General features: G+C 58.1%; 10 protein-coding genes. 8 read left to right on the forward strand and 2 right to left on the reverse strand.

The features are described from left to right. Positions 1–59 precede the first annotated feature (59 nt). The 3 genes from prpC (at position 60) to prpF (ending at position 5,364) form a co-directional block, all read left to right on the forward strand. Positions 60–1,229 (forward strand): 2-methylcitrate synthase, encoded by a 1,170-nt coding sequence (prpC, locus tag M0D68_RS09785; protein WP_200619132.1) that lies wholly within the window; start codon positions 60–62, stop codon positions 1,227–1,229. A gap of 317 nt (positions 1,230–1,546) precedes the next feature. Then, positions 1,547–4,144, forward strand: coding sequence for a Fe/S-dependent 2-methylisocitrate dehydratase AcnD (acnD, locus tag M0D68_RS09790; protein ID WP_200619133.1), 2,598 nt, complete (start codon positions 1,547–1,549; stop codon positions 4,142–4,144). Positions 4,145–4,179: 35 nt separating this feature from the next. Then, complete coding sequence (prpF, locus tag M0D68_RS09795; RefSeq protein ID WP_200619134.1) at positions 4,180–5,364, forward strand: 2-methylaconitate cis-trans isomerase PrpF; 1,185 nt, start codon at positions 4,180–4,182, stop codon at positions 5,362–5,364. 91 nt (positions 5,365–5,455) lie between these two features. Here the strand turns inward: prpF and M0D68_RS09800 are convergent, their stop codons facing one another. After that, positions 5,456–6,190, reverse strand: coding sequence for an SDR family oxidoreductase (locus tag M0D68_RS09800; RefSeq protein WP_093646194.1), 735 nt, complete (start codon positions 6,188–6,190; stop codon positions 5,456–5,458). Between the two features lie 127 nt (positions 6,191–6,317). Between M0D68_RS09800 and M0D68_RS09805 the strand changes: the two genes are divergently transcribed. Further along, positions 6,318–7,268, forward strand: coding sequence for a LysR family transcriptional regulator (locus tag M0D68_RS09805; protein WP_266210629.1), 951 nt, complete (start codon positions 6,318–6,320; stop codon positions 7,266–7,268). A gap of 85 nt (positions 7,269–7,353) precedes the next feature. Here M0D68_RS09805 and M0D68_RS09810 read toward each other — a convergent pair whose 3' ends face one another. Next, complete coding sequence (locus tag M0D68_RS09810) at positions 7,354–7,821, reverse strand: hypothetical protein (protein WP_200619136.1); 468 nt, start codon at positions 7,819–7,821, stop codon at positions 7,354–7,356. A gap of 613 nt (positions 7,822–8,434) precedes the next feature. Here M0D68_RS09810 and M0D68_RS09815 point away from each other — a divergent pair. The 4 genes from M0D68_RS09815 to M0D68_RS09830 all read left to right on the forward strand — a co-directional run bounded on the left by M0D68_RS09815 (position 8,435) and on the right by M0D68_RS09830 (position 14,817). Continuing rightward, positions 8,435–10,783, forward strand: a complete 2,349-nt coding sequence (locus M0D68_RS09815) for a type VI secretion system Vgr family protein (protein ID WP_266224219.1) — start codon at positions 8,435–8,437, stop codon at positions 10,781–10,783. A gap of 182 nt (positions 10,784–10,965) precedes the next feature. Further along, the gene (locus tag M0D68_RS09820; protein ID WP_234486649.1) at positions 10,966–13,659 is read left to right on the forward strand and encodes a lytic transglycosylase domain-containing protein; all 2,694 of its coding nucleotides are present in this window, start codon (positions 10,966–10,968) and stop codon (positions 13,657–13,659) included. Next, entirely contained in the window at positions 13,656–14,213 is a 558-nt protein-coding gene (locus M0D68_RS09825; protein ID WP_093646184.1) for a hypothetical protein, read from the forward strand. Before M0D68_RS09820 ends, M0D68_RS09825 begins: the two co-directional genes overlap by 4 nt. 70 nt (positions 14,214–14,283) lie before the next feature. Further along, positions 14,284–14,817 carry a hypothetical protein gene (locus tag M0D68_RS09830; RefSeq protein ID WP_266224220.1) on the forward strand — a complete coding sequence of 178 codons (534 nt, stop codon included), beginning with the start codon at positions 14,284–14,286 and terminating at the stop codon, positions 14,815–14,817. The last annotated feature ends 24 nt before the right edge of the window (positions 14,818–14,841 follow it).

Below are 14,841 nucleotides of genomic sequence, written 5' to 3' on the forward strand. Positions count from 1 at the left end.
AGACAAGCTCGGCGCGCTGATTGCCGCACGAACGCAACCCCGCAGTTGGAGACGAAATTATGAGTGAAGCCGATAACAGCACGCCGAACGCAGGCGCCTTCAAACCGAAGAAATCCGTCGCCCTGTCTGGCGTGACGGCTGGCAACACTGCCCTTTGCACGGTCGGCAAGACCGGCAACGACCTGCACTACCGCGGCTACGACATTCTCGACATCGCCGGTGCATGCGAATTCGAAGAGATCGCGTATCTGCTGGTCCACGAAAAGCTGCCGACGCAGGCCGAACTGACCGCCTACAAGACCAAACTCAAGGCGCTGCGCGGTCTGCCCGCTAACGTCAAAGCCGCGCTGGAATGGATTCCGGCTGCCGCGCACCCGATGGATGTGATGCGCACCGGCGTGTCGGTGCTCGGCACCGTGCTGCCCGAGAAAGACGACCACAACCTGCCGGGCGCACGCGACATCGCCGACAAGCTGATGGCCTCGCTCGGTTCGATGCTGCTGTACTGGTACCACTACTCGCATAACGGCAAGCGCATCGAAGTCGAAACCGACGACGATTCGATCGGCGGTCACTTCCTGCATCTGCTGCACGGTGTGGAGCCGTCGAAGGCATGGGTCGACGCGATGCATGTGTCGCTGAACCTGTACGCCGAGCATGAATTCAACGCGTCGACGTTCACCGGCCGCGTGATCGCCGGCACGGGCTCGGATATCTACTCGGCGATTACCGGTGCAATCGGTGCGCTGCGTGGGCCGAAGCACGGTGGCGCCAACGAAGTCGCATTTGAAATCCAGTCGCGCTATCAAACGCCGGATGAGGCCGAAGCCGACATCCGCAAGCGTGTCGAGAACAAGGAAGTGGTGATCGGTTTCGGTCACCCGGTGTACACGATCTCCGACCCGCGCAACAAGGTCATCAAGGAAGTCGCGAAGAAGCTGTCGAAGGAAGCGGGCAACCTGAAGCTGTTCAATATCGCCGAGCGACTTGAAACAGTGATGGCAGATGTGAAAAAGATGTTCCCGAATCTCGACTGGTTCAGCGCAGTTTCGTATCACATGATGGGCGTGCCCACGGCGATGTTCACGCCGCTGTTTGTGATCGCACGCACCGCAGGCTGGAGCGCGCACATCATCGAGCAGCGGATCGACAACAAGATCATCCGTCCGAGTGCGAATTACACCGGTCCCGACGATCTGCCGTTCGTGCCGCTGGCCAAACGCGTCTAAGCGAGCAAGCGCAAAGCCGCAAGCGTTTCTCCTCCATTGCGTCTCATGAGCGCGACGTAATGAAGTTTGGGCCTTGGCTCGCTGGAACCCCCGAGCCAAGGCTGTTTTTTTGCGGGGCTTATTGCAGTGCTTCGCGCGGTACGTTGTGCGGCGCATCAACGAAACACACTGCAAGCCGGCGCGCCATCGCAAGCTATAAACTACACAGACTGTCCGATTGATACGCCAACGAAGCGCCGACTGAAAGAGGGGCAGCGGATTGTGAAGCACGGCTGCCGCCATCGTCCCCGGATCATTTTTGTTTTGTCCCCTACGCCATGAATACTGCCAATCGCAAACGCCTTCCCGGCACCCAACTGGATTTCTTCGACACGCGTGCCGCCGTCGATGCAATCCAGCCCGGCGCCTATGACAAGCTGCCGTACACCTCGCGCGTGCTGGCCGAAAACCTCGTGCGCCGCTGCGATCCGGTGACGCTGACGGCGTCGCTCAAGCAGATTATCGAACGCAAGCGCGAGCTGGATTTTCCGTGGTTCCCGGCGCGCGTGGTGTGTCACGACATTCTCGGCCAGACCGCGTTGGTCGACCTCGCCGGTCTGCGCGATGCGATCGCGTTGCAAGGCGGCGATCCCGCGATGGTCAACCCGGTTGTGCCGACGCAGCTCGTAGTGGATCACTCGCTTGCCGTCGAGTGCGGCGGTTTCGATCCGGATGCGTTCGCGAAGAACCGCGCGATTGAAGATCGCCGCAATGAAGACCGCTTCGACTTCATCAACTGGACCAAGCGCGCATTCAAGAACGTCGACGTGATTCCGCCGGGCAACGGCATCCTGCATCAGATCAACCTCGAGCGCATGAGCCCGGTGGTGCAGGTGAAAGACGGTGTGGCCTTCCCCGATACGCTGGTCGGCACCGACTCGCATACGCCGATGGTGGATGCGCTCGGTGTGATCGCAATCGGCGTGGGTGGTCTTGAAGCGGAAAGCGTAATGCTGGGCCGCGCGTCTTATATGCGGCTGCCGGATATCGTCGGTGTGGAGCTCACGGGCAAGCCGGCTGAGGGCATCACGGCGACCGACGTTGTGCTCTCGCTGACCGAATTCCTGCGTAAAGAAAAAGTGGTAGGCGCCTACCTCGAGTTCTACGGCGCAGGCACGGCCAACCTGACGCTCGGCGATCGCGCGACCATCGCCAACATGGCGCCCGAATTCGGCGCGACGGCGGCGATGTTCTACATCGATGAGCAGACCATCAAGTACCTCAAGCTCACCGGCCGCGACGACGAACTCGTCAAGCTGGTTGAGACCTACGCGAAAGAAACCGGCCTGTGGGGCGATACGCTGAAGCACGCTGAGTATGAGCGCGTGCTGACGTTCGATCTGTCTACCGTGGTGCGCACGCTGGCGGGGCCGTCGAATCCGCATCGTCGTTTGCCGGTTTCCGAACTGGCCGCGCGCGGCATCAGCGGCAAGGTGGAGAACGAGCCGGGTCTGATGCCGGACGGCGCGGTGATCATCGCTGCGATCACGAGCTGCACGAACACCAACAATCCGCGCAACATGATCGCCGCCGGTTTGCTGGCGCGTAACGCCAATCAACGTGGACTCACCCGCAAGCCGTGGGCGAAGACTTCGCTCGCGCCAGGGTCGAAGGCGGTCACGTTGTATCTGGAAGAAGCCGGCCTGCTGCCGGAACTGGAGCAACTGGGCTTCGGCGTGGTCGCGTATGCATGCACGTCGTGCAACGGCATGTCGGGTGCGTTGGATCCGGTGATCCAGAAGGAGATTGTCGATCGCGATCTGTATGCGACGGCGGTGCTGTCCGGTAACCGTAACTTCGACGGCCGTATCCATCCGTATGCGAAGCAGGCCTTTCTCGCTTCGCCGCCGCTGGTGGTCGCCTACGCGATTGCTGGCACGATCCGCTTCGACATCGAGAAGGATGTGCTGGGCGTCGACGCTGACGGCAACGAGATCAAGCTGAAAGACATCTGGCCGTCGGATGAAGAGATCGACGCGATCGTCGCTTCGAGCGTGAAGCCGGAGCAGTTCCGCAAGGTGTATGAGCCGATGTTCGCGGTCTCTGTCGATACCGGTGAGAAGGCTGATCCGTTGTACGACTGGCGTCCGATGAGCACGTATATCCGCCGTCCGCCGTATTGGGAGGGCGCGCTTGCTGGTGAGCGCACGCTTGCGGGCATGCGTCCGCTGGCTGTGCTGGGCGACAACATCACAACCGACCACCTGTCGCCGTCGAATGCGATTCTGGCGGATAGTGCATCCGGTGAGTACCTCGCCAAGATGGGCTTGCCTGAAGAGGACTTCAATTCGTACGCAACCCACCGTGGCGATCACCTGACCGCTCAGCGTGCGACCTTCGCGAATCCGACGCTGAAGAACGAGATGGTGCTGGAAGACGGCAAGGTGAAGGCAGGTTCGTTGGCGCGCATCGAGCCGGAGGGCAAGGTGACTCGCATGTGGGAGGCGATCGAAACCTACATGGAACGCAAGCAGCCGCTGATCGTGATTGCCGGGGCCGACTACGGGCAAGGTTCGTCGCGTGACTGGGCGGCGAAGGGCGTGCGTCTTGCTGGCGCAGAAGCGATTGTTGCCGAAGGGTTCGAGCGGATTCACCGCACGAATCTGGTGGGCATGGGCGTGTTGCCGCTGGAATTCAAGCCTGGTGTGAACCGCCTTACGTTGGCTATCGACGGCACTGAAACCTTCGACGTGATCGGCGAACGCAAACCGCGCGCGGATCTCACGCTCGTGATTAATCGTAAGAGCGGTGAGCGCGTCGAGGTGCCGGTGACGTGCCGCCTGGATACGGCGGAAGAGGTGTCGATCTATGAAGCCGGCGGCGTGTTGCAACGCTTCGCGCAGGACTTTCTCGAATCGACGAAGGCTGCGGCTTAAGGCTTTTGAGCTTCTCTCATCAGGACACTACTTTCATGGCTCACAAACCTCAGATCAAGATTCCGGCGACGTACATGCGCGGCGGCACCAGCAAAGGCGTGTTCTTTCGGCTGCAGGATTTGCCGGAGGCGGCCCAGGTGCCGGGCGCCGCGCGTGACGCACTGCTGATGCGTGTGATTGGCAGCCCGGACCCGTATGGCAAGCAGATCGACGGTATGGGCGGCGCGACTTCCAGCACGAGCAAGACGGTCATCATCGCGAAGAGCAGCAAGCCGGATCATGACGTGGACTATCTGTTCGGGCAGGTTTCTATCGATAAGGCTTTCGTCGATTGGAGCGGCAATTGCGGAAATCTCTCTGCTGCGGTGGGGCCGTTTGCGATTAGTGCGGGTCTTGTCGATGCGAGCCGGATTCCGCAGAACGGCGTGGCTGTTGTGCGTATCTGGCAGGCGAATATCGGCAAGACGATCATCGGCCAGGTGCCTATTACCGATGGCGCTGTGCAGGAAACTGGCGACTTTGAACTCGATGGCGTGACGTTTCCGGCTGCCGAAGTTCAGCTCGAATTCATGGACCCGGCTGCTGAAGAAGACGGCGCCGGCGGCGCGATGTTCCCGACGGGGAATCTGGTCGATGACCTCGAGGTGCCGGGTGTCGGCACGCTGAAGGCGACGATGATTAACGCCGGTATCCCGACCATTTTCGTGGACGCGGAAGCGATCGGTTATAAGGGCACCGAACTACAGGACGCGATCAATAGCGACGAGAAGGCGCTCGCGATGTTCGAAACCATTCGCGCGCATGGTGCTGTGCGTATGGGCCTGATCAAGAACATCGATGAGATCGCAACGCGGCAGCATACGCCGAAGGTTGCGTTTGTCGCCAAGCCTGCGGACTACGTGGCTTCCAGCGGCAAGCGTGTTGCTGCGAGCGATGTCGATCTGCTGGTGCGCGCGATGTCGATGGGCAAGCTGCATCACGCGATGATGGGGACGGCAGCGGTTGCGATTGGTACGGCTGCTGCGATTTCGGGAACCTTGGTGAATCTCGCCGCTGGCGGTGGGGCGCGCGAGGCGGTGAGATTCGGCCATCCGTCGGGGACGCTGCGAGTGGGCGCCGAGGCTAGAGAGGAAGGCGGGGAGTGGACGGTCACCAAAGCAATCATGAGCCGGAGTGCACGGGTGCTGATGGAGGGATGGGTGAGGGTGCCGGGGGAGTGAGGTAACGGTTGCCGGCCCGGCATCGCTGCAACTAAGTACTTGTATCGCTGATAGGCCTGGTCGGACGGTCCGCACCAGGCTATCCGGTCTCTTAGACCAGCACGCCACCGCCGTCCACGACGACGGTTTGTCCCGTGGAGTAGCGGTTGGTCATCAAATAGAGGTAGGTTTGCGCGAGGTCCTCTGCCTCGCCGACATACCCCACAGGCAGAGCCGCGTCACTTGCCGCGTAGAGTGCCTCGCGCTCTGATTCGGACAGATTGGCCCACAGCGGCGTGCGTACTAAACCGGGACTCACCAGGTTGACGCGAATGGGCGCCAACTCCACGGCGAGTGCCCGAGTCAAGCCTTCCATCGCGCTGCAGACACCGGCAAGCGCCACCCAACCCTTTTGTGGTCGCAAGCTGGCGATACCGCTGGTCAACACCACGGAGCCGCCGGGACGGAGATACGGCGCCGCATGTTTGACGGCGGCAATGGCGCCGAAGACTCGCACATCGAAAATCTGACGGACCGTCTCGAGGTCCATGTCGGCGAGCGCGCCGATTTGCAACGAATCTCCCGCGCTGTACACCAGATGGTCGAAAGGTCCGAGTTGTTGGAACAGTTCGCGCACAGCGGATTCATTACTCAGATCGACCGTGTATCCCTTGGCCCGATCGCCGAGCCCGGCGACGGCCTCGGCGACACGCTGACTGCGCGATGAAACCACCGTCACTGAGGCGCCGGCTGCGAGCGCGGCATGGGCCGTGGCAAGGCCGATTCCCGACGTGCCGCCCAGCAGGACGATGTGTTGATGCTGAAGGTTCGTGCTTGCGATAGTCATGGCGAGTCCTCGCTGTGGGTTGGGCGTGAAGCCAGGACCCGAGTATTATTCTTAAATTCAACTTGATAAACCCACTATCTCTTCGAACACTCCTTAATAGGACTTGCGAATGGACCGATTCAGCAGCATGGCGATATTTGCGAGGGTGGTCGAACGCGGCAGCTTCACTGCGGCGGCCGAAGGCAGCGGGATGACGCCCACGATGGTCGGCAACCATATCCGTGAGTTGGAGCGACGCCTCAAAGGCCGGCTGCTGAATCGCACCACGCGGCGCCAGAGCCTGACCGAACTCGGCAAGCGCTATCACGCACGATGCGTCGAAATTCTGGCGCTGGTGGACTCCGCCGAGCTCGACGCGCGGGAAATGCAGAGCAGTCCGCGTGGCCGATTGCGGGTGAGTTGCCCGGTTATCTATGGAACACGTGTGCTCGTGCCGGCGCTTGCTGCGTATCTCGACCGCTATCCCGAGGTCCAGGTTGAACTGTCCCTCAACGACCGCTTCGCCGATCTGGCGGAGGAAGGTTTCGATGCCGCGATCCGCGCCGGCGTGCTGCCGGATTCGGGCTTGATTGCGCGGCCGTTAACCCATTCACCGCGTATCGCCTGCGCGTCGCCGGACTATCTGGCTCGCCACCGGCATCCGCAGGTGCCCGCCGATCTGGCGCAGCACAACTGCCTGGCTTTTACTACAGCGACTGGTCCCGAACGTGAATGGCGTTTTCCACGACCTGACGGTAACGGCGTGGAGCGCATCGCCGTGCGTGGTCGTCTTGATGTCAATGGTGGTCTCGCGCTTCGTGAGGCCGCGCTCGCGGGACTGGGGATCATTCTCCAACCTCAGATGATGCTGCAGGAAGATCTGGATGCGGGTCGGCTCGTTCGTCTCTTTCCCGACTGGCCGGCGCCGACCTGGCCCATCCATGTGGTGCATCTGCCCGACGCGCACATGCCACCGAAGCTGGAAAGTTTCATCGCGTTTCTCCAGGAGACGTTGGGGCAGGGCGAGGAGCAGCAGAACTTTCGCGCCAGGTCAAAGCCGGTTGTATCTGCGCGGCGGGCGCGCGCCAAGTCGTCGTAGATGTCTGGACGAAAACCGTCTCAGTGCACGAATCGCTGAAGGACTGGGACGCGCCGCCTTACCGCTCAGTGGTTTTTTCGATCGCCTAGTTTGGTGCGACAACCGGTTGCTGTGCAGCGTCGGCTCTTAAAGCCGCGGCGTTTTCCGATGACGGGCTTTTGCGCTGCCGCGCGTCTGCGGTAACTATGGTTGCTCCTGCTCGCTGCGATACCTCCTCTGCAAGCAGGCTCGCTGCATGGCGTGCCGTGATGCGGCTTTGCGGAACACCCTTCGCATCGAGCGCAATCACCTTGTACAACTCGCGGTCGCATTCAAGTTCCTGCTGATATTGCTCCGCCGTGTCCACCAGCAATTCAAGAAGCGTCTGACGACGCCGTCTTTCCTCTAGCGTGATGGAAGGATTCCTACATATCGAGGACGCAAGTGTGATCAAAGTATCCAGTTGAGCCAGGTGCCGGTCGCATAAATCGAAGGCAGACAGCGCAAGCTTTTCGTACTGGGTTGCGTCGACAGGCGGACGTGAAGCGGGTTGGTTTTTGTTGGACTTGCTCATGATGCGATCTCCCTGTTACTTCTCGGATCGCCCGACACTCGCTTGGGAAGGGGTGAGCGGGCACGTAATAGGGTTGACAGACCGGGGCAATAACAAACCGGCGAGCCTTGCGGCTCCCCTACCACGGCCCGCCCATTGAAATATAGACGTGCAGGGGTAGACGCACGACCCGCGTGAGCGGGTGTGCGGTTATTGCCACGGGCTGTCAAACCCGGCCGTTGGGTGTTTCCCGACGGCTTGGTAATTATAAGGGAGGTCACCGCGGTTGACTTCAACCTTATAGGCAAAATGTTTGATTTGGCCGAAAGGATAAGGCGGACTGGGGCGAGGAGGAGGGCGTTCGTGCCTTCCTCCGTCATCGGCGTCAAATACTTCGCAAGCAACGCGTCTCCCGCGCTATAGATCAGATGATCGAAATGTCCGAGTTGTTCGAACAGCTCGCGCACAGCGGATTCATTGCTCAATACTTCGATCGACCGTGCATCCCTTGGTGCGATCGCCGAGCATGCTTTCCACTCTTCAGATTGACATCGACTTTATCTCAAAAAATATTTGGTTGACCTGATCAGATTCAAACGTTTAGTTTACTGCTTCGGCGATCAGGTCAGTCACTGTGGAGTACTTTGTGAGTTCGACAGTTGAGTATGGGGACGAGCTTAAACGGGATGCGAAGAAGCTCGCGGGGGCTAGTGACCAGGCGAAATTCTTCATCGAAGTGTTCGGGCCAGAAAGGATCAGCGATATTTCGGTGGTGTCATACCGTGCCGTCGAAAAGATGGGGCAGTCCTATCGCATTGATATTGTCGCGGCTTGCCCGCGGAAGCTGACGCGTGATGTGATCCTGGGACATGAGGCGAAGTTCAGGCTCGTGCCCGACGATGGCGGCGAGCCGGTCGTGTACTGGGGGCGCATTACGGGCTTCTCACATACGAAGACCACAAATGACCTTAACAGCTATGAGATTGTTCTCAAGGCGCACATCGGCTGCCTGAATCCTCACACGACGCAGACCTACCAGAACAGCAGTGCGCCTGAGATTATCGATGCGGTCCTGCGCCGCAACGAGCTGAAGGGGCATCAGTTCATTTTCAAGCTGCGTCGACAGTATCCGAGGCACCCGTTCAGGTTTCAATACCAGCAGGGAGACTGGGATTTTGTCAACATGCTCATGCAGCAGGAGGGCATGTATAGCTACATCATCCAGGGCGAACACGGTGATGTCGTCATCTTTGGCGACGATATCGATCACTATGTGTATCAGCCTAAACTCGCGTCCCTGCATCGGCCCATCTCGGGGCTGATGACGGGTGAAGAATCCGTATCAGCGCTGCGCATGGATACCGAAATGGTGCCCATGGCGTATGTCGTCGCGGACTACAATCCTGACCAGGCTTGGGAGCGGATCAAGGCAGAAGCCAACGTCGCCCGAAGCGACAAAACGACTTACGGTCAACCATATCTCTACGGCACAGGTCATCTTGACCAGTCCGGCGCACAGTGGGAGGCGCAGTTACGCCATGAGGCTGCGCTCGCCTGGCAGGTCGTCTACACCGGTGAGAGCAACCTGCGCCAACTGCGTCCTGGCCGTATCCTGACTACCGACGAAAATTTTCCGGATGCACCGCACGGTCAGGTCATCATCGAAATCACGCACTCGGGCGGGCGTGCCCAGCCCTATCGCAATACCTACAAGGCCATTCCTTCGGACCGGCGTTTCCGGTTAAAAATCGAAGATCACAAGTGGCCAAAAATCACGGGAACGCTGAGTGCCCGTGTCACGTCGCCAGGCAAGTACAAATATGCCTATCTGACACAGCAGGGCTATTACGTCGTTCGCTTCGACTGCGACTATGGCGAGTGGCCTGCCGGCGGTGAGAGTGTGCCGCTGCGGCTTGCGAAACCATTCGCAGGCGGCTTGCAGACCGGTTTCCACTTTCCCGTAGTGGAGGGTACGGAAGCCGTCATCGAATTCCGCGATGGCAATCCGAACAAGCCGTATATCAGCGCTTTCCATCACACGAACCACCAGGTCGATCTGATTACCAATCAGGATCGGCTGATGTCGCGCAATCGCATTTATACGCAGAGCGGCAACGAGTTCGACCTCGAAGATTGGGAAGGTGAGGAGCACGTCAGGCTCTCGACCGAGCATTCAGGCAAGAGCCAGTTGACCCTGGGCCATATCGTCAACGGCAAACGTCAGCACCGAGGCAGCGGTTTTGAACTGCGCACTGATCAGCACGGCGTGCTGCGTGCCGGTGGCGGGCTGATGCTGTGCAGCGATATGCAGCCACAGGCGGACGGCAAGCAGACCGACATGGCGGAAGCCATGACGCAGTTCCAGACACTACAGATCCAGGCTCAGAGCCTCGCTGATCAGGCGAACACGGCCAAGGCCGAGATTGCCGATCTGAAGGCCGAAAACGAATGGCTGAAGAACAGCGTGAACGAGTTGAAGGAGGCCGTCGTGCTGCTGTCCTCGCCGAAGGGCGTTGCTGTTTTGACGTCTGATCGCGTGTCGGTTAGTGCGGGCAAGGACGTGAATGTGACGACAGGATCGGGTTTCAACGTCAGCGCCTTGAAGAGCATCGTTATGGCGGCTGAAAGCGCACTCTCGCTCTTCGCGCATACGCTCGGAATAAAAATGCTTGCTGCGCGCGGAAAGGTCCAGATCCAGGCGCAAAGCGATGAGCTCGCCATGTCAGCGCTTAAGGATCTCACGATTACCAGCACGAACGGCAGGCTTGTGCTCTCGGCGAAGGAGGAGGTCTGGATTGGCGCGGGTGGCTCCTACCTGCGTATTACGCCGTGCAACATCACGAATGCCACACCTGGCGACTACATCGAGAAAGCGGTGTCCTGGCAGAGGAATTCGCCGGACTCGCAGTTGAGGAAGGAATCCCTGCCTTACACGACCGACCTGCCGGATACGGGCGCTCACGGTTCGCGGTTCTCTGGCTGACAATGTTGCGTCTTACTCCGGATTACTAACCACAACTAATACGACACGTTACAAGCATGGCCGCACAGACTCACCCGCATCCAGCGCCAGCTCCCACACCCACATCAGCGCCACCCGGGCCGACTTCGGCGACTACGCCGCTAACGTGGCGCTACCCGTTTCCGGACAAGGACTACAAGGAGGTGACCAGCCCGCAGACCTTTTATCAGGCACTGGCCGGAATGGATGACGGCTTTTTCCCCCTTGGAGTCAACGGCTTTCCGCACGGCGGTATCCACTTGAACAACAGCGTCGGCATGTTCGGGACCAAGGACGGCGTGCGCTGCATTGCGGACGGGTACATCGTCGCTTACAAGATCGATGACGCGTATCCGCATCTGCAATTCAAGGACGGCAAATGGGCCATGTACTCGACCGGTTTCGTACTGGTACGCCATAGGTTGACGCTGCCACCTGCGCCCAACAGCACCGGCGTACAGCCCGCTGACGAATCACACGATATCTACAGTCTCTACATGCACACGGCGGACTGGGCAACCTACCTGGCCGATGAGAAACTGAAACGTCCGTGGTGGTGGCTGAACGTTGACGCGTTTCGGGTTCAGGGCAGGGATCGCCAGATGGCCGCGCCCAAGGACGGCACGACCGGGGCGGCAGGCGCATTTGTCTGGACGGAGCCGAAGGCTGGCAAGAAGCCAGGAAGCTTCACAGCGGGTGAGCGGGTTGGTTTCCTGCCTGAAGGCAGCGAGGTCATCATCAGCGAGACGCGTGGCCAGTGGGTGCACATCAAGCGCATCACTGCGGGTCATATGACCAGTCCGGTCAATGGCGGCTATTTCGGGGGTGAGGACGAGAATGTGCCGTGGAAAACCGAAACCAATAACGCAAAGGTCACGCCTGAGAACGACTGGGGCTGGCTCTACAAGCCGAACCTGAAGGGGATCAAGGAACCGGACCCGGTGGGTCAGGTGGTGATTCCGCCGGCACCGGTATTCGTCCAGGCCGGAACGCCGCTCGGGCAGATCGGTGAGTATCACGATTACGAGCGCGCGACGCCGCTGCCACCTGTACCGAAACGCCAGCTTTTGCACCTTGAAGTATTTGCCGACGATGGCTTCAGCGCGTTTCTCGACAAAAGCCGTGCGCGGGCGGCACAGTTCGTTCGCCCTGATCAGCTACCACTTCTCGTGATAAATGCCGGCGCGAAACTGGTGAAGGACGTCCTGCCGGCGGATCGCAAGCTGTGTGAGTGGCGTCCCCTGTACCGCGCCGACGTTACGCCGGATAGTCCGGCAAGCGGTCCCTGGGTCAAGGTGCAGCCGCGATATCAGGACTCAACCACGACCCTGCTTATGCAGGAGGGGACGCCTGTCTGGATTGAGCGGGAGAAACTTGCGACTGCAACGGCGACAACACCCGCCTGGACTCAGTTTCCGCTAAGCCTGCAAAAGGTGGCTGACCCGGCGAACGCGTTTACGCTCGTGTATTCACGCAGTCAACTCGATGGATTGAGTGCGCGGGAAAAGGCTGTGGATGATGCCAAAACGCAATGGTGGCGCGTGAAATTTGGCGACGCGGACGGGCATCCGGCTTCGGGCTGGGTCTGCGAAAAGAAGCATCCAAATACGCAGTGGCAGAGTCCGTGGGCGTGGCCTGGCTTTGAGAAGGTCGACGCCACTGGTATCAATCTCGCGGATGCCTTCAGGCGCAATCTGGTTCTCACCGGTTCCGCGGACTGGAAGGAGCAGACAGAATTCGAGCCGTCGGTTACGGCAGTCAACGGCAGTCCGCTGTTGCTGAAACTGGAGCAGACGATCGCAAAGCTGGCGCCCCCGCCGAGCTACGGTGCCAGTAGCAAGCCCAAAGAGAATCCGGCCGGCAAGGTCACGGCCAAGGCCATGCAGGCCGCCATGCGTACGCCGTGGCTCGCGCAGGCATTGTCACGTGTGATCCTTCGCTACGAAAGCGAATGGGGCGGTGACATGTCGCGATGGAACGCAATCACGCCGCTGATGCGAAACGCGAAAGATAACTGGCTGGTCGAGTTGCAGCGCATCCACGAGCTTCAATGGTGGAACGATGTGAAGGGCAAGGTTGCGGGGTTTCCTGTTAGTGCGACCGTGCATCACATTCATCCGATTGCGCTGGTTGCGAATTTCGCCACAAGACGAGGGCTGATTACTTTGGCAATGTTAAGAAAGATCTGGAAGAACGCCGCTGTGCCTGACGAGAGACTGCAAGGAATCGCCGATGAGATAAACGAGAATGCGGCACAGTATCGCCTTGATACCGAACAGCGGTTAACACATTTTTTCGCACAGGTTTTTCAGGAGGCTGGACCAGGATGCGCTCTTGAAGAAGACCTCCGTTACTACACCCCTCAGCGCCTGCATATTTTTGGATACTTTCAACGTCATCCTTCGGAAGCCCAACTCTACGGTTATCGCGCGCCGACGCCAGCAAATGCTGAAGCTATTGCCAATCGTGCATATGCTGGAAAAAATGGAAATAGTTCGGATGTAAATAGCGGCGAAGGCTGGAAATATCGGGGCAGAGGGCTGAAGCAGACTACCGGCCGAGGAAACTATAAGGCCTTCACTAATGGCTACGTGAAATACTGGACTTCCGATTATCAAAATTTTGAAGAAAATCCCGAGTTGCTGGCCACTACAAAATACGGGACGCGATCCGGCGTATATTATTGGATTTCGCACAAACTTTACGACATTGCTGATATAACAACTGAAGGGAATGCCAACTCGAAGGTTGATGCAATTACTGCTCAGATAAATAGAGGTACTGATAGCTACGGGCTTCGACGAGATAATTATCACAGAATCATGAAAGAAGGGGTATTTAAAGGTATCGGAGCATGAAGGGCGTTCTTCGCATTCTTGCAAAGCTCAATGTAGCTGTTGCGTTGATATTTTTGTCGACTTCAGTATGCGCGGAGTATTCTTCTGATGCGCCGAGTATTAAAAGGCTGCGTATTGATTTCGTTTCCGCTCCCGATTGGATCGAAATACACAATGTCGAAGAGGTGCCCGAAAAGCTTGTGATTCAACTTGCGCGAGGGGGAGGCATATTTCCCATTGCCGCATTTAATCAAGACGGCCCTGCCTTTCCGGAGTTGGTTAGCATTTTTAAGAATAAAGTTGGCGAGAGGAAGATTCTTTTTGTAATTGTCAAGTGGCGATACTATTTATCTGGGGTTGGCACAGAAGGCGATTATTATGAGGTGCATGCGTATGAGGCTAAAGGAGGTGGGCGCGGGGAAATTATTTTCTCTGAAAACAGGAGGATATCGGATTTTTTCGGTTCCGGATTTGACGGAAAGCAGGAAGGTAAGGTGGTGCATTTTCGATTTAAGGATGCTGCGGCGATTCGAAAGAGTCTGAGTCGTTGTAAGGACTGGACAACCAGGGAGTGATCTATTTATCCGTCGTGGGTGCGCGTAATCCGTGAGTTCGCGGGCGTCGCGAAATTCGATTAAACTTCTGATGTTTTTGATTATGATTAATTTAATTAAATTTCTTCGGTTCTGCCTGGCTTTTGTTTTTTTGCAACCTGCTCTGGTTTGGGCAGGGGGGCAATATCCCGATGCGCTTTCAGCCGGCAATATACAGCCTGGTTGCAATCTAAAAATTGTCAGATATGGGTATGACCCATCAGATGTTAAAAAATATGGATTGAGCCTAAACTGGCAATGTGCAGACTCGAATCCCTCTATTGTTGATTCATATGCTGTGGATAATGTTTCTCCAGAAGTGGTTACGGTCTTCTATACGAAAAAACGGGACGTGGTCGTTCTTGTAAGGTGGAAAAATCAGACGCAGGATTCAGTAACAACACGCTATAAGGTGTTTGCCTATCGCTATGTTGGTGACATCTCCGACACGCCTTTCGTGCGGTTGGACCGCCTGTCGGAACGGTTCGGGGAAGGGTTTGACGGAATAGTAAACGGCAAACAGACCGAGTATCCATTTAAAACCGCAGCGGATATTCGAAAACGCCTTGCGGAATTTGGGGAGTAAATTCTCATATCGACATGCCCTGCT

Origin of the sequence: Paraburkholderia sp. SEWSISQ10-3 4 (assembly GCF_030464785.1) — a bacterium.
GTDB classification, from domain to species: domain Bacteria; phylum Pseudomonadota; class Gammaproteobacteria; order Burkholderiales; family Burkholderiaceae; genus Paraburkholderia; species Paraburkholderia aspalathi.